The 19703-nt window shown below is 71.2% G+C and carries 12 protein-coding genes and 1 pseudogene; 8 read left to right on the top strand and 5 right to left on the bottom strand.

All coding sequences use genetic code 11. The features are described 5' to 3' along the window. The first annotated feature begins 412 nt into the window (after window positions 1-412). Together ACIBBH_RS20335 and ptsP are read left to right on the top strand one after the other, a co-directional pair. The gene (locus ACIBBH_RS20335) at window positions 413-862 is read left to right on the top strand and encodes a PTS glucose transporter subunit IIA (protein ID WP_399406463.1); all 450 of its coding nucleotides are present in this window, start codon (window positions 413-415) and stop codon (window positions 860-862) included. A gap of 79 nt (window positions 863-941) precedes the next feature. Then, the gene (ptsP, locus tag ACIBBH_RS20340) at window positions 942-2612 is read left to right on the top strand and encodes a phosphoenolpyruvate--protein phosphotransferase (protein ID WP_399406465.1); all 1671 of its coding nucleotides are present in this window, start codon (window positions 942-944) and stop codon (window positions 2610-2612) included. Window positions 2613-2681: 69 nt separating this feature from the next. On the opposite strand, the gene ACIBBH_RS20345 is transcribed toward ptsP, so the two are convergent. Beyond that, window positions 2682-3575 carry a hypothetical protein gene (locus ACIBBH_RS20345; RefSeq protein ID WP_399406467.1) on the bottom strand — a complete coding sequence of 298 codons (894 nt, stop codon included), beginning with the start codon at window positions 3573-3575 and terminating at the stop codon, window positions 2682-2684. A gap of 108 nt (window positions 3576-3683) precedes the next feature. Next, complete coding sequence (locus ACIBBH_RS20350) at window positions 3684-5651, bottom strand: acetoacetate--CoA ligase (protein ID WP_399406469.1); 1968 nt, start codon at window positions 5649-5651, stop codon at window positions 3684-3686. A gap of 211 nt (window positions 5652-5862) precedes the next feature. On the opposite strand from ACIBBH_RS20350, the gene ACIBBH_RS20355 reads away from it, so the two are divergent. After that, on the top strand, window positions 5863-8223 hold the full coding sequence (locus ACIBBH_RS20355; protein WP_399406471.1) for a TIM-barrel domain-containing protein: 2361 nt from the start codon (window positions 5863-5865) through the stop codon (window positions 8221-8223). 7 nt (window positions 8224-8230) lie between these two features. Here the strand turns inward: ACIBBH_RS20355 and ACIBBH_RS20360 are convergent, their stop codons facing one another. Then, window positions 8231-8767, bottom strand: a complete 537-nt coding sequence (locus ACIBBH_RS20360) for an NUDIX domain-containing protein (protein WP_399406473.1) — start codon at window positions 8765-8767, stop codon at window positions 8231-8233. A 225-nt stretch (window positions 8768-8992) separates the two neighbouring features. On the opposite strand from ACIBBH_RS20360, the gene ACIBBH_RS20365 reads away from it, so the two are divergent. The 5 genes from ACIBBH_RS20365 (at window position 8993) to glpK (ending at window position 15313) form a co-directional block, all read left to right on the top strand. Continuing rightward, window positions 8993-9439 carry a Zn-ribbon domain-containing OB-fold protein gene (locus tag ACIBBH_RS20365; protein ID WP_399406475.1) on the top strand — a complete coding sequence of 149 codons (447 nt, stop codon included), beginning with the start codon at window positions 8993-8995 and terminating at the stop codon, window positions 9437-9439. Continuing rightward, window positions 9436-10626 carry a lipid-transfer protein gene (locus tag ACIBBH_RS20370; RefSeq protein WP_399406476.1) on the top strand — a complete coding sequence of 397 codons (1191 nt, stop codon included), beginning with the start codon at window positions 9436-9438 and terminating at the stop codon, window positions 10624-10626. The genes ACIBBH_RS20365 and ACIBBH_RS20370 overlap by 4 nt, the downstream gene beginning before the upstream one ends. Before the next feature lie 147 nt (window positions 10627-10773). Continuing rightward, complete coding sequence (locus ACIBBH_RS20375; RefSeq protein WP_399406478.1) at window positions 10774-12423, top strand: GGDEF domain-containing protein; 1650 nt, start codon at window positions 10774-10776, stop codon at window positions 12421-12423. A 598-nt stretch (window positions 12424-13021) separates the two neighbouring features. Beyond that, entirely contained in the window at window positions 13022-13771 is a 750-nt protein-coding gene (locus ACIBBH_RS20380) for an MIP/aquaporin family protein (protein WP_399406480.1), read from the top strand. A gap of 21 nt (window positions 13772-13792) precedes the next feature. Then, complete coding sequence (glpK, locus tag ACIBBH_RS20385; protein ID WP_399406482.1) at window positions 13793-15313, top strand: glycerol kinase GlpK; 1521 nt, start codon at window positions 13793-13795, stop codon at window positions 15311-15313. Between the two features lie 156 nt (window positions 15314-15469). On the opposite strand, the gene ACIBBH_RS20390 is transcribed toward glpK, so the two are convergent. Together ACIBBH_RS20390 and ACIBBH_RS20395 are read right to left on the bottom strand one after the other, a co-directional pair. Then, window positions 15470-16075, bottom strand: a complete 606-nt coding sequence (locus tag ACIBBH_RS20390; protein WP_399406484.1) for a GTP-binding protein — start codon at window positions 16073-16075, stop codon at window positions 15470-15472. Beyond that, window positions 16056-19695, bottom strand: a pseudogene (locus ACIBBH_RS20395) (hydantoinase B/oxoprolinase family protein). The gene ACIBBH_RS20390 and the pseudogene ACIBBH_RS20395 overlap by 20 nt, the downstream one beginning before the upstream one ends. Window positions 19696-19703 lie beyond the last annotated feature (8 nt).

Below are 19703 nucleotides of genomic sequence, written 5' to 3' on the forward strand. Positions count from 1 at the left end.
TTTGGCACGCTGTTGAGTTCTCAAGGAACGGTCGCTTCCTTCGTACTCACCCGAGAGACTCTCTCGCGGCTTTCCTCCGGGCTTCCCTTCGGTGTCTCCAACTCTATCAGTGTTTTTCCATCTCCCTGACCACCCTCCCGCAGGCATGCGGAAAGTGATCCCGAGATAGGATGATCTGACAAGTTGGGTGCTGCTGAGCAAGGACGCTCGATCGCGTCGCTCGGCCTCAAGCAGGGTTACGACTGTACACGGAGCCGTGAAGACGGTGCAAATGGCTGGGGCTTGTGGTCTAGACCTCTACCCGGTAACTTCCATGCGGAACCGTCACTTCCCATGACATACGCTGCTGTCAGTGTGCCGTCCGGGACAGGCAGTGACGGCCCACTTGATCTCCACCCCTGGGAGGCTTCCCATGACCACCGTGACGTCCCCTGTTGCCGGACGCGCCATCGGACTGGCAGCCGTGCCGGATCCGGTCTTCTCCGGGGCCATGGTCGGCCCGGGCACCGCTATCGACCCCGTGCGGGAGCCTTCCGAGGCCGTCTCGCCCGTTGACGGCGTCATTGTCTCGCTGCATCCGCATGCCTTCGTCGTCGTCGACGAGCAGGGGCACGGTGTGCTCACCCACCTCGGTATCGACACTGTGCAGCTCAACGGTGAAGGCTTCGAGTTGCTGGTGAACAAGGGCGACACGGTGACGCGTGGGCAGGCCGTCGTGCGCTGGAACCCGGCCGCTGTGGAGGCCGCCGGCAAGTCCGCGGTGTGCCCCGTGGTGGCGCTGGAGGCCACGGCCGGGTCCCTCTCCGACCTCCGTGACGACGGCGATGTGAAGGCCGGCGACAGTCTCTTCCTCTGGAAATGACGCCGGTGCCGTCGTACCGACGGTGAACAGAACAACCATCGCGGCGGCGGGGCCCGCCGCACTATCGGAGACGGATGAGATGGACACAACGCTGCGAGGCGTCGGCGTGAGCCACGGTGTGGCGATCGGCGAGGTTCGGCACATGGGAACTGCGGTGCTGGAGCCGCCTGCCAAGCAGATCCCGACGGAGGAGGCGGAGCGCGAACAGGGGCGTGCCCGCCAGGCCGTGGAGGCTGTGGCTGCCGATCTGATGGCGCGTGGCAATCTGGCGGGCGGAGAGGCCCAGGCGGTACTCGAGGCGCAGGCCATGATGGCCCAGGACCCCGAGCTGATGGCGGATGTGGAACGGCGCATCGCCGTCGGCAGCACGGCGGAGCGTGCCGTCTACGACGCGTTCGCCGCGTACCGCGAGCTGCTGGCCGGCGCTGGTGAGTACCTCGCCGGACGCGTGGCCGATCTCGACGACGTGCGGAATCGTATCGTCGCCCGATTGCTGGGGGTGCCCATGCCGGGTGTCCCGGACAGCGACGAGCCGTACGTGCTGGTCGCCCGTGACCTGGCGCCGGCCGACACCGCGCTGCTGGATCCCACACTGGTCCTCGGTTTCGTCACCGAGGAGGGCGGCCCGACCAGTCACAGCGCGATCCTGGCGCGGGCGCTCGGTGTTCCGGCCGTGGTGGCGCTGCCGGGTGCCGGTGAGCTCGCAGAGGGGACGCTGATCGCCGTCGACGGCAGCACCGGCGACATCTTCGTGAACCCGACCGAGGAGAAGAAGGCGCAGCTCGAGGCCGCGGCCGCAGAGCGCAAGGCGGCGCTGGCCGCCTCGACCGGTCCGGGCGCCACCGCCGACGGGCACAAGGTTCCGCTGCTGGCCAATGTGGGCGGTCCGTCGGACGTTCCGGCCGCCGTCGAGGCCGGGGCGGAGGGTGTCGGTCTGTTCCGTACCGAGTTCCTGTTCCTCGATGACAGCAAGAACGCCCCGTCCGAGGAGAAGCAGGTCGAGGCCTACCGCCGGGTTCTCGAGGCCTTCCCCGAGGGCCGTGTCGTGGTGCGGGTCCTGGACGCGGGTGCCGACAAGCCACTGGACTTCCTGACTCCTGCGGACGAGCCGAACCCGGCGCTGGGCGTGCGGGGCCTGCGGACGCTCCTCGACCACCCGGAGATCCTGCGCACGCAGCTGACCGCGCTCGCGAAGGCCGCGGAGGGGCTGCCCGTCTACCTCGAGGTCATGGCCCCGATGGTGGCCGACCGTGCCGATGCCAAGGCGTTCGCCGACGCCTGCCGTGAGGCCGGACTCCGGGCGAAGTTCGGTGCGATGGTGGAGATCCCGTCGGCCGCACTGCGGGCGCGCTCGATTCTGCAGGAGGTCGAGTTCCTGTCGCTGGGGACCAATGACCTCGCGCAGTACACCTTCGCCGCGGACCGCCAGGTGGGTGCGGTCTCGCGCCTGCAGGATCCGTGGCAGCCCGCTCTGCTCGACCTGGTCGCGCTGTCCGCGGAGGCGGCCAAGGCCGAGGGCAAGAGCTGCGGCGTGTGCGGCGAGGCCGCGTCCGACCCGCTGCTGGCCTGTGTGCTGACGGGTCTGGGTGTCACCTCCCTGTCCATGGGTGCGGCGTCGATTCCTTATGTCCGGGCGACGCTGGCCAAGTACACGCTGGCGCAGTGCGAGCGTGCGGCGGCGGCCGCGCGGGCGACGGACAGCGCCGAGGAGGCGCGCAGCGCCGCCCGGGCGGTGCTGTCCGGCGAGTAGGCGGGGCCGGGCACGTCGTCGGCTGTTGTCAGGGGCGCTCCGCCTGCGGGTGGGGCGCCCCTGGTGCGTTCAGTGGCGGTGTTCCGAGGCCGTGCCCTCCTCTCCGAGGTCGGGGGCCACGCAGTAGTCGACGCCTGATTCCGGGGAGATGAGGTCGCCCGTTTCGATGTCGGTGCAGTAGGCGTCGAAGACTTCTCCCGCGGTGAGGGGCTGCAGGCCGTCCCCGCGCAGGCGCCAGCCGTAGATGCGGTCGGTCTTGCCCTGTGCGCTGGTGCGCATGACGAGTCCGCCGGGGCTGCGGGTGGCGAGGCCGACGGCGAGGACCGTGGTGAATTCGAGGACCTCGGCCTCGTCGAGATGGAGGGTGCCGTCGGTGTCCTCGTCGGCGTGGAGGACGGAGACGAGTGCTTCGGCTGTGCCCGAGACGCTGCAGACGAGATGTCGGTCGCCGGGTGGTGCGGTGTCGAGGATGCGGACGAGGAGGGCGGAGGCGCGGGCGAAGGCCGCGCGACCGATGTCCTCGCCGCAGGTGGGGCAGGGGCCGAGGCGGGCCAGCAAGGTGGTCGCGTATTCCCAGGTGGCCTGTCGGACGGCTTCGTCGATGAGGGCGGGTACCAGGTCGGTGAGGGCCTGGCCGTCGTAGGGAATCGTCGGGCCGGTGGCCGCGATTTCGGCCGTGAAGCGGCTGCGGCTCGACGGGCGGTCCGGGTCGAGACCGCTCTCCGCGCAGAATTCGGCGTACTCCTCCGGGTCGAAGAGGGCGACTGTGGTGTGGCTGCCCTGGGAGGCGCGGGTCCTGAGGAAGGCCTCGACCTGCTGGAGGTAGGTGGTGTGGTCGTCGAAGGTGAAGCTGCGGTAGCGCCGCATGGCGCGGAAGTCGTGCTCGTCGGTCAGCAAGCCGATGGTGCCGGCGATTTCGCGGCGCAGGACGCGTCGCGTGGTCTGGTGGTCGGTGTGCGCCATGTTTCCCCCTGTGCGCAGTCGATCAATGCTCACTCACAGTAACCGGCGGCACTGACAATCGGGCTGCGCACGGGACCAGTACGGCACCAGTGGGGGGATCGGGCCTGGTCAGGCTCGCTTGCGGGCCAGTTCCTCGTAGAAGCCGAGGAGGCCGAGGTTGTCGATGGAGCCCGGGTTGACGGCCTGCTCCAGGGGGGTGCCCTGCAGGAGTCGTTTGACCGGGACCTCGATGCGCTTTCCGGTGAGGGTGTGCGGGACTCCGGGTACCTCGATGATCTCGTCGGGGACGTGCCGCGGCGAGAGCTGCTCGCGGATGGCCTGCTTGACGCGGTTCCGGAGGGCCTCGTCGAGTACGGCTCCCGGTGCCAGGTGCACGAACAGGGGCATCCAGTAGCCGCCGTCGGGCTGCTCGATGCCGATGACGAGGGATTCCTTGATCTCCGGGAGGCGTTCGACGACCTCGTAGATGTCGGCCGAGCCCATGCGGACGCCCTGCCGGTTGAGCGTGGAGTCGGAGCGGCCGTGGATGACGACGGAGCCCCGTGAGGTGACGGTGATCCAGTCGCCGTGGCGCCAGACGCCGGGGTAGGTGTCGAAGTAGCTGTCGTGGTAGCGGCTGCCGTCGGGGTCGTTCCAGAAGTGGATCGGCATGGACGGCATGGGGTTGGTGACCACGAGCTCGCCCACCTCGTCGACGAGGGACTTCCCGGCCGGGTCCCAGGACTGCAGGTCGGTGCCCAGGCAGGGCGCCTGGAGTTCTCCGGTGTACACCGGGAGTGTCGGTACGGCGCCCGCGAAGCAGGAACACACGTCCGTGCCGCCGCTGACCGACGCGATCCACAGGTCCTCGCGGACCTCGTCGTGCAGCCAGCGGAAGCCGTCGGGGGGCAGGGGCGAGCCGGTGGTGGCCACGCACTGCACCCGGGAGAGGTCGAAGTCGCGGGAGGGGTGCACGCCCGCCTTCCGGCAGGCCATGACGTACGCGGCCGAGGTGCCGTACAGGGTGGCTCCGGTGCGTTCGGCGACCCGCCACTGGGCGCCCGTGTCCGGGTATCCGGGGCTGCCGTCGTACAGGACGACCGTCGTGCCGGTGAGGAGGCCGGAGACGAGGAAGTTCCACATCATCCAGCCGGTCGAGGTGTACCAGAAGAAACGGTCCTCGGGGCCCAGGTCGCAGTGCAGGCCGAGCTGCTTGAGATGTTCGACCAGGATGCCGCCCTGGGACTGGACGATGGCCTTGGGCAGGCCGGTGGTGCCGGAGGAGTAGAGCACCCACAGGGGGTGGTCGAAGGGGACCTGCTCGAAGACCGGCTCCGCGTCGGCCGAGGTCAGAGCCGACCAGTCCAGGGCGCCTTCGGGTGCCTCGGTGCCGAGCAGGGGGATGTGGACGACGGCGCGCAGGGTGGGCAGGTCGCGGCGCAGCTCGGCGACGATCTCGCGGCGGTCGTGCTCCTTGCCGCCGTAGCGGTAGCCGTCGACGGCGAACAGGACGACGGGCTCGACCTGCTGGAAACGGTCGAGGACGCTGCGGGCGCCGAAGTCGGGCGCGCATGAGGTCCACACCGCGCCCACCGCGGCCGTGGCAAGGAGGGCGACGACAGCCTGCGGGATGTTCGGGAGGTAGCCGCTCACCCGGTCCCCCGGACGTACGCCGAGGTCGCGCAGTTCGGCGGCCAGGGAGCCGACCTGGCGGCGCAGCTCGGACCAGGTCACCGCGCGGGGCTCGTGGGTTTCGTCGACGCACAGGAGGGCGGGCTGGTCCGGGCGGTCCGCCGCGGCGCGCAGGGCCTGCTCGGCGTAGTTCAGCCTCGCCCCGGGGAACCATTCGGCGCCGGGCATCGAGCGGTCGCCCAGCACGCGCGCGCAGGGCGTGGAGAACCGTACGTCGAACCACTCCGTGACGGCTTTCCAGAACGTTTCCAGGTGGTCGACGGACCAGCGGTGCAGTGCGGGATAGCCGCCCTCGGACGGGGCGCCGTGGTGGTCGGCCGCCCAGGCCTGGAACTGGGTGATCCGGGCTCGGGCGATTCGGTCCGGATCCGGCTGCCAGAGCGGCTGGGGGTTCACGGTCGACATGGGGCGGCTCCCGGACTGTGCGCTTCGTGGGCGTCGGTCGCGCACGGGCTGGGTGTGCGCGTACGCGGCTGACACGGACGATGCCATGTGATCGACTTCTACACCAGGGCGCGCCCCACATAGTCCGTGTCGTGAAGATGTGGCCCCGGCACGGGTGAACGGCAGTTGAACGACACGCGCGCGCGGGGCGGTCAATGGCAGGGTGAGCAGCATGGACGGTCGTGACCTGGTGCGTTCGGTGAAGGTGGTGAGCTCGACGGGGGCGGTACAGGGGCTGCGCACCATACGGGCGGCGTGGCGCAGGAGGCGTACCGACGCCGTCGGGCTGCCGCCACGGGGTGCCGAGCGCGCGCGGGTGCCCGGTCCGGTGCGGGGTGCGGAGCCCGGGCCGGGGGGTGGTGTCGTCCGCTTCTGCCGGTCCGAGCTGCGGATCACGGTGGCGGTGAACGGGGCTGTCTTCTGGGGCTGGGACGGGGCCGGCCCGGAGCCGTCGTACGCGCTGGCGGGACGGTGTCCGGAGCCCGATCCGCGGGCGGTCCTGGAGCCGGACAAGGACGGCGGCTGGCGGGTCGTGGCGGAGCGGGTGACGGTCGGCGTCTCCCGGCACGGTGCGGTCGAGGTGTACACGCCCGGAGGGGTGATGCTGCGCCGGGACCTGCCGCCGCGGTGGTGGGAGCCGGTGGGCGGGGGCACGGCGCGCTGGATGCAGCGGTCGGAGGTGGCGGCCGACGCGCGCTTCTTCGGGCTGGGGGGCCGGGCGTCGGGCCCGCGGCTGCGTGACGGGACGTACCGGCTGTGGAACACCGATCCCGGCCGCGCCTTCACTCCGGGCGACGATCCGCTGTACGTCACCATGCCCGTCCAGTTGGTGGTGTCGGACGCGGCCACGCATCTGGTGTTCCACGACACGTCGTGGGACGGGACGGTGACCCTGCGGGAGGGCGAGGAGGGGGCCGGTTCCGGTCACGACCGTGCCGGGAGGTCCGAGCTGAGGGTGGATGGCGGCCCGTTGCGCTGCTGGGTCATGGTGGGCACCCCCACGCGAGTGCTGCACGCCTGGGCCTCGCTCAGCGGCGCGCCCGCGCTGCCGCCGGCGTGGGCGCTGGGGCACCATCACGCCCGCTGGGGTTTCGGCAGCGAGCAGGAGGTGCGGCGGATCGTCGCGGGCTACCAGGAGCGTGGTCTGCCTCTGGACGCCGTCCACCTGGACATCGACCACTACGACGCGCATCAGGTGTTCACGGTCGACCAGGAGCGCTTCCCGAAGCTGCCGGTGCTCGCGGAGGAGCTGCGCCGGGACGGGATCCGGCTGGTGTCGATCGTCGATCCGGCGGTGAAGGCGGCCACGGGCAATGCCGTGTACGACAGCGGGGCGGCCCTGGACGCCTTCGTGCGGGATGCTTCTGGGCGGACGGTGCGGGGCGTGGTGTGGGCCGGTGAGTCGGTCTATCCGGACTTCACGCACGCACGCGTGCGCAAGTGGTGGGGCGGGCTCTACGAGGAGCGCCTGGCGCAGGGCTTCGCCGGGTTCTGGCACGACATGAACGAGCCGACGTCGTTCAACGCCTTCGGCGAGTCCACCCTGCCGCGCTCGGCCCGGCACTGCTTGGAGGGTCGCGGCGGCGATCACCAGGAGGCGCACAACGTGTATGCCCTGTGCATGGCCAGGGCGGGCTACGAGGGGCTGCGCGAACTGGCGCCGCAGAATCGGCCGTTCCTCTTCTCGCGCTCGGGATGGGCCGGGATGCAGCGCTACGGGGGCACGTGGTCCGGGGATGTCGCCACCGGCTGGCCGGGCTTGCGTGCCTCCCTTTCGCTGGTGATGGGGCTCGGATTGTGCGGGGTGCCGTTTTCGGGGCCGGATGTGGGCGGGTTCGACGGGAACCCCTCGCCGGAGCTGTATCTGCGGTGGTTCCAACTCGGTGCGTATCTGCCGCTGTTCCGTACGCACGCGAGCCTGCGGGCGGGGCGGAGGGAGCCGTGGGAGTTCGGCGCGGAGGTGCTGGAGCACGCGCGCGTGGCGCTCGTGGAGCGCCGGCGTCTGCTGCCGTACTTCATGACGCTGGCGCACCTGGCCCGGCGTTCCGGCGCGCCCTATGTCCGGCCCTTGTGGTGGGGTGCGCCGGAGGACCGCGCGTTGCGGGACTGCGAGGACGCGTTCCTGCTGGGCGACTGCCTCCTGGTGGCGCCCGTGCTCGATCCGGGCGCGGACCGGCGTGTGGTGCAACTGCCACGGGGACGCTGGTACGACACGGTGACGGAGAAGGTGTACGAGGGACCGGGGCAGGTGCTCGTCGACGCGCCCCTGTCGCGGATCCCGGTGCTCGCGCGCGCGGGGGCCGTCCTACCCGTGCGGGGCGGCGACGGCGGGCTGGAGCTGGAGGTGTGGGCGCCCGTCCGGGGACGCACCGGTGCCGGGCTGGTCGTGCCGGACGCGGGCGACGGGTGGGACGAACCGGAGATCGAGCACTACGTCGCCCGCTGGCAGGGCCGGCGGCTGGTCGTTGTCCGGGAGCGGGAGGATGGCGCGAGCGAGCCGCCCTACCCGGTGCGCATACGGGGACTGGCGTGAGGCGGTCTCAGACGTAGCGGCCCTCGAACCACGCCCGCGCGGCCAGCGTGTGCAGCGGGAAGGCCAGCTCTTCCGGTCTGCGCAGCAGGTGCCAGCCCTCCGTCTCGTCCGTCGGGGCGGACTGCGGCAGTCCGTCGGCGGGGCGTTCCGGAAGGAGCCCGAAGAGCAGCAGGTGTCCGTCGGGCGAGCTCATGGCGTCGACGAGACGCACGTCGCGGGCAGCCGCGTCGATGCCCGTCTCCTCCTTGAGTTCGCGGACGACGGCTTGCTTCCAGTCCTCGCGGTCGTCGATGTAGCCGCCCGGCAGGGCCGTGCCCCCGCGCGCGGGGGATACGGTTCGGGTGATGACGACCAGGGCGGTGCCCTTGGTGTCGTACACGGGCTGGAGGGCGACCGCGACCGGCAGCGGATTGCGGTAGCCGACGGTCCCGCAGGACGGACAGGTGCGGGGCCAGCCGGAGACTCCCTCTCCGTAGGGCGCTCCGCAGCTCGAACAGTGAGAGTTCGGTACGGAGTTGGCGGTCAGGTGCTGAATTTCGGACACGCGCGGACTGTATCCGATCACAGGAGGGGCGTCTTCCGAAAGTGGGCGGACTCCGCATCGCAGGAGGACGGAGTGGTGGCCGGTGCCACCCCCGTCGGCCCCGGCCACCACTCCCGATACCACGACGCCGGACAGGGCTGTCCGGTTCTGCGGTACGGCCTGCCCATCTCCGGTTGCCCGTGGCACACTTCTGACGTCCCGTCAGATCCATAGTGGGGAGGGGCTTTGTCGCGCACTCGCACGCCTGCGGTCGCCGGCTGGTTCACCGGTGAAGGGGACGGCTTCCGGCTTCTCGGCACGCGCTGTTCGGCCTGCGCGTCGGTCTACTTCCCCCGCGAGGACGTCCACTGCCGTAATCCGGGGTGTCGGGGCGGCGACCTGGAGGAGGTCCCGCTGTCGCGGCGGGGGCGGATCTGGTCGTACACCGACAGCCGGTACCGGCCGCCGTCACCCTATGTGAGCGATCCGGAACTTCCGTGGGAACCCTGCGCGTTGATCGCTACAGAGCTGGAGTCCGAGCGGATCGTGGTGCTGGGACAGGCGGTGCCCGGGATCACCGTCGCCGATCTGTCGGTGGGCATGGAGGCGGAGGTCGTCCCGGGAGTGCTGTGTGCGGACGCGGACACGACCTGGACGATCTGGCACTGGCGGCCGACGGGGGTGACGGCGTGACGGCGGACGTGGCGGTGCTCGGCGTGGGCATGCACCCGTGGGGCAAGTGGGGGCGCGGCTTCGCCGAGTACGGGGCGGCGGCGGCCCGCGCGGCCCTCGCGGACGCGGAACTGGAGTGGCGCGACATCGATTCGGTGGTGGGCGCGGACACGGTGCGCGGCGGCTATCCGGGGTATGTCGCGGGCGCGACGTTCGCCAAGGCCCTGGGCTGGCAGGGCGCCCGGGTCACCAGCGTGTACGCGGCGTGCGCGTCCGGGGCACAGGCGGTCGCCGCGGCGCGGGCTCAGATCCTCGCCGGGCTCGCGGACACGGTGCTCGTGGTCGGAGCGGACGCGGCCCCCAAGGGCTTCTTCCGGCCCGGAGGCGGGGACCGGCCCGACGATCCGGACTGGCTGCGGTTCCGGCTGCTCGGGGCGACGAACCCGGCGTACTTCGGGCTGTACGCACGGCGCCGGATGGCGGTGCACGGGGACACCCCGCAGGACTTCGCGCTGGTCAAGGTAAAGAACGCGGCCCTGGGGGCCCTGAACCCGTACGCGCGTTACCGCAAGCGGGTCACCGCCGAGGAGGTCGCCGCCTCCGCGGTGGTCGCCGATCCGCTGCGGCTGCTCGACATCTGCGCGACCTCCGACGGCGGCGCAGCGCTGGTGCTGTCCGGCACGGACTTCGCGCACCGGCGCGGCGTGGCGGCCCCGGTGCGGATCCGGGCGGTGTCCACGGTGACGCCGCGCTACCCGAGTACCGTGCTGGACCTGCCGGACATCGCCACGGACTCGGCGGCGGCGGTGGAGCCACCGGAGGAGACGTTCCGGGCGTCGATCGCCCGAGCCGCCTACGAGGAGGCGGGCGTGGGCCCGGAGGACCTGTCCCTGGCCGAGGTGTACGACCTGTCCACCGCTTTGGAGCTGCAGTGGTACGAGGATCTGGGGCTGTGCGGCGAGGGAGAGGGCGCGAAGCTGCTGCGGGAGGGCGCGACGGCTTTGGGCGGCCGGATACCGGTGAACGCCAGTGGCGGGCTCGCCTCCTTCGGGGAGGCCGTTCCGGCTCAAGCGATCGCCCAGGTGTGCGAGCTGGTCTGGCAGTTGCGGGGCACCGCCGGTGATCGGCAGATCGCGGGAGCACGCGTGGGCATCACGGCCAACCAGGGACTGTTCGGGCACGGCTCCTCGGTGATCGCGGTGCGCTGAGGTGCGGCGCGCAGGAGCCGTGGTGACCGGGGCGGCGTGACAGGCGTGTCACAGGGTTCGCCTTACGCTCTGTGATCGTCCCGGAATGCTGCGTGAACGTCTCATGAACTGCGCCTGGGCGGGCGCGGGCGGCGCCACCATACAACCGTGCACTCCTGGACGGATACTCTCCGCTTCGCCTTCCAGCCGGTGGTCAACCTGAGGACCGGTGGGGTGGCCGCACTGGAGATACTCGCCCGCCCGGAGAGCGGCGACATCCTGGCCGAGGCCCGCCGCGACCCGGAGCTCGACGGCAGGCTGGTCGTGTCGGCCCTCAGGGCGGCGGTTCGCAAGGAGACGATGCTGCCGCTGCACATCAACGTGTTCGCGGCCACCCTCGCCGACCTGGGCGGCCTCACCCCCCTGCGCGACGCCGTGCGCGAGGCGGGCAGGATGCCGTGGGAGGTGACGCTCGACGTCGTTCCGCCCTTCGCACACGTGCCGCAGCAGGCGCTGCTGGAGGCGGTGGCGGCACTGCGCGGACAGGGCTTCCGGATCAGCGCGGACGGCATCGGGGACGGTGATGTGCCCCTGCGGCTGCTGACCGACCTCGCTCCCGACCTGCTGAAGCTCGACGCCTCGCTGCTGGCGCGGCCGGCCGCGGTGCGGGCGATGCGCACGCTGTGCGAGCAGCTCGGGGCCCTGCTGTCGGTCGAGGGCGTGGAGACCGAACTGCAGTGCGCGGCCGCGATGTCCGCCGGGGCACAGCTCGCGCAGGGCGAGCTGTTCGCGCCGCCGGCCCGGATCCCCATGGCGGACGTATACGTTCCGCCCCGCTCCCCGGCTCACGGAGCCGTGCCCCGGTCGGACCCGTCGGTGCGGGAGTTCGTGCGACCCGCCGCTCTGCTCCCGGTCACGGCGTCCGCCGGCCAGGTGCGGGCGCTGCTGACCTGCTCGCCGGACGTGTCCGGGGTGCTGCTCGTCGACCAGGCCGGAGTACCGGTCCGGTCGGTGCACCGCTCCCGCTTCCTGCTCACGATGTCGGGCCGCTACGGGCACGCCCTGTACGCCGACCGGCCCGCCGTCAAGCTGGGCGACCCACCGCGCACGGTCGGTGTCGACGCCACGGCCTGGGAGGTCCTGGACGTGGTGGCGGTCGGCGGGCGGGACCGTACCTCGGACGACGTGGCGGTCGTGGACCACTACGGGCGGTGCGTGGGCGTCGTACGGCTCGCGGACCTCGTACGGGCGCTGGCCGAGACCAGGGTCGAGGAGGCCGCCGGACTCAATCCGCTGACCCGGCTGCCCGGTTCGGACGCGATCACCGGGGAGGTGGACCGGCGGATCGCGGACGGGCGGGGGTTCGCGCTGAGCTGGCTGGACATCGACCACTTCAAACAGGTCAACGACAGTGCCGGATTCGCCGCGGGCGACGAGCTGATCCGGTCGGTGGGGCGGGCGCTGCAGCAGGCGGTGACCGGGCACGCGCGCGTGGGGCACATCGGCGGGGACGACTTCCTGGTGCTGGCGGACGAGGAGGGGCTTCAGCCGCTGGTCGCCGCCGTACTCGAAGCGCCCTGGTCGGCTGGCGGCCGACCGGTCACCCTGTCCCTGGCCACGGTCGTGTGCCCGCCGGGCAGCGTGAGCGACCACCGGCAGGCGGCCGCGTGTCTGGCGCCGCTGAAGAAGGCGGCGAAGTCGCTGAGCGGGGCGAGCTGGGTACTGGGGCGTGCGGGGCTTCCCGGCCTGGAGGTCCGGCGCGGCTCGGGAGCGACGCCCGCCCAGGCGGGGTACGCGGCCGCGGAACCACTGGGCTGAGGGGCCGTTCCCTGCCCGCCGCGACGCACCGGTTGAGCGGGCTCCGGGGAGGCCGGGGGCTGCCGAGTCACAAGCCGAGCGGTTCCCCGGCTCCCCGCTCCCGCCCGCGGTGCCCTCGGTATTCCGGCCGCCGCGCCCCGATTCGCAGCCCCGGCACGCAGCTGCCGGCTCCCGGCCACCGCGCCGGGCGGGCACAACAGGCGGCGAGCTCCGGGCCTCCTGCACGCCCTGGCACACCGGTTGAGCTGCCCGCAGAACCGAGTGCCCGCCAGGACACGGCCGTTGATCCCCCGGAAGGCCTTGTCACCGTTGGTGTCAGCAACCTTGACGCTCCCAGAGCACCGGTGAACACTTCCCGTATCGGTCGACATCGCCGTGCATTCTCGGCGTATTCAGGCACTGCGCCGCGCGGGCTCCTCCTGAGTCACGCCCCGTTCCCCCACAAGCGATTCGGCTGTCACGGCACGCTCGTCACCGACGCCGGGCGGGGCGCGGGTCATTCCCTGCCTTCGGCTGAAGTCGCCAAGGGAAACGTCCCTGCAGTCGGGGGCGGGGCCACCGGGCCTTTCCCTCCCCGGACCAGCGCCTAGGAGCCGCCATGAGCAACGGAGACATATTCGTCGGCGAGGTCATCGGCACCGCGATCCTGATCCTCTTCGGTGCCGGGGTGTGCGCCGCCGTCACCCTCAGGTACTCCAAGGCACGGGCCTCGGGTTGGGTGGTGATCGCGTTCGGCTGGGGATTCGGTGTGCTGGCGGGCGCGTACACCGCCGCCCCGCTCTCCGGCGGTCAACTCAATCCCGCGGTCACCATCGGCATCGCCGTCGACACCGGCAAGTGGGGCAAGGTCTGGCTCTACCTGCTGGGCCAGATCGTCGGCGCGATGCTCGGCGCTCTCCTGGCCTACCTGGTCTATCTCGCCCAGTTCCAGGCCAACGTCCGTACGGAAGGCACCACCGAGGGGACCGCCGACGAACCGGTGCCCACCCTCGGCATCTTCTCGACCATCCCGGAGATCCCTCATCCGGTCGCCAACCTGATCACGGAGATCATCGCGACGATCGCCCTCGTCCTGCCGATTCTCGCTTTCGGGCTGACCAGGGGGCTCGGCGAGTCCGGCACCACCGTGCTGATCGTCTCGCTGCTCGTCGTCGGCATCGGCCTCTCCCTGGGCGGGCCCACCGGCTATGCCATCAACCCCGCGCGCGACCTGGGCCCGCGCATCGTGCACACCTTCCTGCCGATCCCGAACAAGGGCACCTCCGACTGGGGTTACGCCTGGATCCCTGTCGTCGGCCCGCTGATCGGAGGGGCGCTCGCGGGCCTCATCTACAAAGCAGCCTTCTGACCCAGCGACCAAAGGGCAGCCATGACGGACAACGCCGAGAAGTACGTCGCCGCGATCGACCAGGGCACCACCTCGAGCCGCTGCATCATCTTCGACCACCGCGGCGCGATAGTCGCGGTCGACCAGCGTGAACACCGCCAGATCTTCCCGAAGCCGGGCTGGGTGGAGCACGACGCCACCGAGATCTGGTCCAAGGTCCAGGCGGTGGTCGCCGGGGCCGTCGCCAAGGCCGGGCTGCGGGCCGACCAGCTCAGCGCGCTCGGTATCACCAACCAACGCGAGACGACGGTCCTGTGGGACCGCGCCACCGGCAAGCCGGTGCACAACGCGATCGTCTGGCAGGACACCCGTACCGCGGCCCTGTGCCACGAACTGGGTGGCAGGGACGGGCAGGACCGCTTCCGCGAGCAGACCGGGTTACCGCTGGCAAGTTACTTCTCCGGTCCCAAGGCGGCCTGGCTGCTGGACACCGTGCCGGGGCTCAGGGACCGCGCCGAGCGTGGTGAGATCGCCTTCGGGACCATCGACTCCTGGCTGATCTGGAACCTCACCGGAGGCACGGACGGCGGGCGGCACGTCACCGACGTCACCAACGCCGGGCGCACCATGCTGATGAACCTTGAGACGCTCCAGTGGGACACGTCCATCCTCTCCGCGATGAGCGTGCCCGAAGCGGTCCTCCCCGAGATCAGGTCCTCCGCGGAGGTCTACGGAACGGCCGTCGGCCAACTCGCCGGCGTGCCGGTCGCATCCGCGCTCGGCGACCAGCAGGCGGCCGTGTTCGGACAGGCGTGCTACGACGTGGGATCGGCGAAGAACACCTACGGCACGGGCAGCTTCCTGCTCCTCAACACGGGCAACCGGCCGGTTGCCTCCAAGAGCGGGCTGCTGACGACCATGGGCTACAAGATCGGCGGTGAGGCACCGGTTTACTGCCTGGAGGGTTCGATCGCGATAACGGGCGCGCTGGTGCAGTGGTTCCGCGACCAGCTCGGCATCATCCGCACCGCCGACGAGATCGAGACGCTGGCAGCGAGCGTGGAGGACAACGGCGGCGCCTACATCGTGCCCGCGTTCTCGGGCCTGTTCGCCCCCTACTGGCGCTCCGACGCGCGCGGGGTGATCACGGGCCTGACCCGGTACGTGACGAAGGCACACCTCGCGCGCGCGGTACTGGAGGCGACCAGCTGGCAGACACGGGAGGTCGTGGACGCCATGTTCCAGGACTCCGGGGTGCGGATCACCACCCTGAAGGTGGACGGCGGGATGACCAAGAACAACCTGCTCATGCAGCACCAGGCGGATGTCCTCGGGGTGCCGGTGATCCGGCCCGGGGTCTCCGAGACGACCTGCCTGGGCGCCGCGTACGCGGCCGGTCTCGTCACGGGCGTGTGGAACGACCTCGACGAGCTGAAATCGCACTGGCAGAAGGACGCGGAGTGGATGCCCGCCATGGACGCGTCGGTGCGTGACCGGGAGTACCGCAACTGGCGCAAGGCCGTGGAGAAGAGCTTCGGCTGGCTGGAAGACGGCACGGAATAACCGCGTCGAAGGACGGCTGAATTCGGCGATCGGGGGTAGACGGGCTCCACACAGGCGTGCCGGATGCGCGGGACACACGCGCGTGGGAAGCCTCACGGACCACGGCCCGTACCCCGGTCGGCGGGGGTACGGGCCGTGCCCGTCCCTGGCGGTGCGTCAGGTGGTCACGGGCGCACGGCGGTCGGCCGCGTACGCCATCGCGTGCCGGACGACTCCGATGAGCACCTCCTTGACGGACTCCCGGTCACGGGCGTCGCACAGCACGAGCGGTACGTTGTCGTCGAGGTCGAGGGCCTGACGGACGTCCTCGGCCGGGTAACGGGCGGCTCCCTCGAAGCAGTTGACGCCGACGAGGAAAGGTATGGAACGCCGTTCGAAGTAGTCGACGGCGGCGAAGCAGTCCTCCAGGCGACGGGTGTCCGCCAGGACCACGGCGCCGAGCGCGCCTTCGGAGAGCTCGTCCCACATGAACCAGAACCGCTCCTGCCCGGGCGTCCCGAACAGGTACAGCACCAGGTCCTCGCGCAGCGTGATGCGGCCGAAGTCCATGGCCACGGTGGTGGTGCGCTTGCCCTCCACACCGCTGACGTCGTCGACCGGGCGCCCGGCCTCGGTGAGCAGTTCCTCGGTGCGCAGCGGCCTGATCTCGCTGACCGCGCCGACGAGGGTCGTCTTGCCCACGCCGAAGCCGCCGGCCACGAGGATCTTGAGCGTGACGGGCTCGACCGGGGGCTTGCCGCGCTCAGAACGCCCGAAGATCATCTGATCTCTTCTCCTGCTTGATGGGGGTCGGGTGACGGTTGCCCGTAGCCACCGCCACCAGGGGTTTCGATGACGAGTACGTCGCCGGGGCCGACGTCCGCCGAGTCGCTTCCGCCAAGTGCGGTGACCGTGCCGTCGGCCCGTTCCACACGGTTGGCGCCCAGGGCGCCCGGGAAGCCGCCCGCCATGCCGTACGGCGGGACCCGGCGGTGCTGGGACAGCGTGGAGACGGTCATGGCCTCGCCGAACCGGATGCGGCGCACCGCGCCGTCCCCGCCGCGCCAGCGGCCGGCGCCGCCGCTCCCCCGCCGGACCGCGAACTCCTCGAGCCGCACGGGCAGTCGCCACTCCAGGACTTCCGGGTCGGTCAGGCGCGAGTTGGTCATGTGGGTCTGCACGACACTCGCGCCGGGGAAGCCGTCGCCGGCGCCGGATCCGGAGGCGACGGTCTCGTAGTACTGGTGGCGGTCGTTGCCGAAGGTGACGTTGTTCATGGTCCCGGACCCCTCGGCCTGGACGCCGAGTGCCGCGTAGAGGGCTCCGGTGATGGCCTGGGAGGTCTCGACGTTGCCCGCGACGACGGCGGCCGGTGGCTCGGGGGCGAGCATGGAGCCGGGCGGCACGATGATGTCCAGGGGGCGCAGACAGCCGTCGTTGAGCGGGATGTCGTCGGCCACCAGGGTGCGGAAGACGTAGAGCACGGCCGCGTTGACGACAGAAAAGGGGGCGTTGAAGTTGGTGGCGAGCTGCGCGGACGTACCGGTGAAGTCGATGGTGGCGCGGCGACTCGCGCGGTCGACGCGGACGCGGACGCGGATGACGGCGCCGGAGTCGGTCTCGTAGGCGTACTCGCCGTCGTCCAGGGCGTCGATGACGCGGCGGACGGCCTCCTCGGCGTTGTCCTGAACGTGCCGCATGTAGGCCTCGACGACGTCGAGGCCGAAGTCCTCGATCACGCGGCCGACCTCGTCGACGCCCTTCTGGTTGGCGGCGATCTGGGCGCGCAGGTCGGCGAGGTTGGTCCGGGGGTTGCGGGAGGGGTGGGGCGCCTCGGTGAGCAGGCGGAGGGTCTCCTCCTCGCGGAGCCGGCCGTTCTCGGCGAGCAGCCAGTTGTCGAGGAGGACGCCCTCCTCCTCGATGGTGCGGCTGCCTGCGGGCATGGAGCCCGGTGCGATACCGCCGATCTCGGCGTGGTGGCCGCGTGAGGCGACGTGGAAGAGGATCCTGCGGTCACCGTCCGTGTCCGTCGCGCCGGGCGTGCCGAAGACGGGGGTGATCACGGTGACGTCGGGCAGGTGGGTGCCGCCGTGGTACGGGTCGTTGACCGCGTACGTGTCGCCCGGCCGCATCCCGTCGCCGCGGCGGCGGACGACCTCCTTGACGCTGGTGCCCATGGAGCCCAGGTGGACGGGGATGTGAGGGGCGTTGGCCACCAGGTTTCCGTCCGGGTCGAACAGGGCGCAGGAGAAGTCCAGGCGTTCCTTGATGTTGACGGACTGGGCCGTGGACTCCAGCCGGGCGCCCATCTGTTCGGCGATCGACATGAAGAGGTTGTTGAAGACCTCGAGGAGAACGGGATCGGCTTTCGTGTCGAGATCGGAACTCTGCGTGATCGCCGCGCGTTCCATGACCAGATGCCCGTCATCGGTCGAGGCGGCCCGCCAGCCCTCGTCGACGACGGTCGTCGCGCCGGCCTCGGTGATGATCGCGGGGCCGGTGACGGTCTCGCCGGGAGGCAGGTCCTCGCGGCGGTGGAGGGGTACGTCGCGCCAGGCGCCGCCGGTGTGCAGCCGGACGGTCTCGGGGGCGGCGGCGTGGCCCTCATAGGGGGCGAGTGCGGAGAGATCGGGGGGTTCGGTGATGCCGGTGGCTTCCACGGAGAGGGCTTCGACGACGATCGGGCGGTCGAGGGTGAAGGAGTACGTGGCGCGATGACGTTCTTCGAAGGCGTGCCTCATGATGCCGGGCTCGTTCAGCTCGACCGTGAGGGTGGTGTCCGTGCCGTCGTAGCGGAGCTGGGCACGGCGGGTGACTCTGATGCGGTGCTGCGGGACGTCCTCGGCGAGGAGCTCGGCGCGGGCCCCGGCCTCCAGCTCGTCGGCCGTCTTGCGCACACGCGCCGTCGAGGCGGTCTCCAGGGGTGCCTCCACGGACTGCTCGCGCATCGCGGTGGTGTCCGCCAGGCCGATGCCGAGCGCGGAGAGGACGCCGGCCATGGGCGGCACGAGGACGGTGCGGATGCCGAGCGAGTCGGCGACCCTGCACGCGTGCTGGCCACCCGCGCCGCCGAAGGTGGTGAGGGCGTAGCGGGTGACGTCGTGCCCCTTCTGCACGGAGATCCGCTTCACGGCGTTGGCGATGTTGGCGACGGCGATCCGGAGGTAGCCCTCGGCGACCTGCTCGGGCGTGCGGTCGTCGCCGGTCCGCTCGCGGATCTCGCGCGCGAGGGCGGTGAAGCGGTCGCGGACGAGTTCCGCGTCGAGGGGCTGGTCTCCGCCGGGGCCGAAGACCTTGGGGAAGTGCGCGGGCTGGATGCGGCCCAGCATGACGTTGGCGTCGGTGACGGCGAGCGGGCCGCCGCCGCGGTAGCAGGCGGGTCCCGGGTCCGCGCCGGCCGAGTCCGGTCCCACCCGGTAGCGGGAGCCGTCGAAGTGCAGGACCGAGCCGCCGCCGGCGGCGACGGTGTGGATGTCCAGCATGGGGGCGCGCAGCCGGACGCCCGCGAGCTGTGTGGTGAAGACGCGTTCGTACTCGCCGGTGAAGTGGGAGACGTCGGTGGAGGTGCCGCCCATGTCGAAGCCGATGACGCGGTCGAAGCCGGCGAGCTGGGACATGCGGGCCATGCCGACGATGCCACCGGCGGGTCCGGAGAGGATGGCGTCCTTGCCGCGGAACTGCCCAGCCTCGGCGAGCCCTCCGTTGGACTGCATGAACATCAGCCGTACGCCTTCGAGCTCACCGGCGACGTGCTGGACGTAGCGGCGCAGCACGGGCGAGAGATAGGCGTCGACGACGGCGGTGTCCCCGCGCGGGACGAGTTTCATCAGCGGGCTGACCTCGCTGGACAGCGAAATCTGCGGGAAGCCGGTGCGGGCGGCCAGCTCACCGACGGCCCGTTCGTGGGCGGGGTGGAGGTGGCTGTGCATGCAGACGACGGCGACGGCGCGGATTCCGTCGTCGTACGCCTCCTGGAGCGGGCCCGCCAGCGCGTCCAGGTCGGGTGCGCGCAGGACGGTGCCGTCGGCCGCGATGCGTTCGTCGACCTCGACGACCCGTTCGTACAGCAGCTCCGGCAGTTCGATGCGGCGGGCGAAGATGTGGGGGCGGTTCTGGTAGGCGATGCGCAGGGCGTCGCGGAATCCTCGGGTGACGACCAGGAGCGTGCGCGCGCCCTCGCGTTCCAGGAGTGCGTTGGTGGCGACCGTCGTGCCCATGCGGACGGCCTCCACGGGTTCCTGGGAGCCGTCGAGGAGCGTGCGCACGCCGGCGACCGCCGCGTCGGCGTATCGGGCCGGGTTGTCGGACAGCAGTTTGTGCGTGAGCAGCCGGCCGTCCGGGCGTCGCGCGACGATGTCGGTGAAGGTGCCGCCTCGGTCGACCCAGAACTGCCAGCCAGTCACGTCACTAC

Origin of the sequence: Streptomyces sp. NPDC051636 (genome assembly GCF_044453765.1) — a bacterium.
GTDB lineage: Bacteria > Actinomycetota > Actinomycetes > Streptomycetales > Streptomycetaceae > Streptomyces.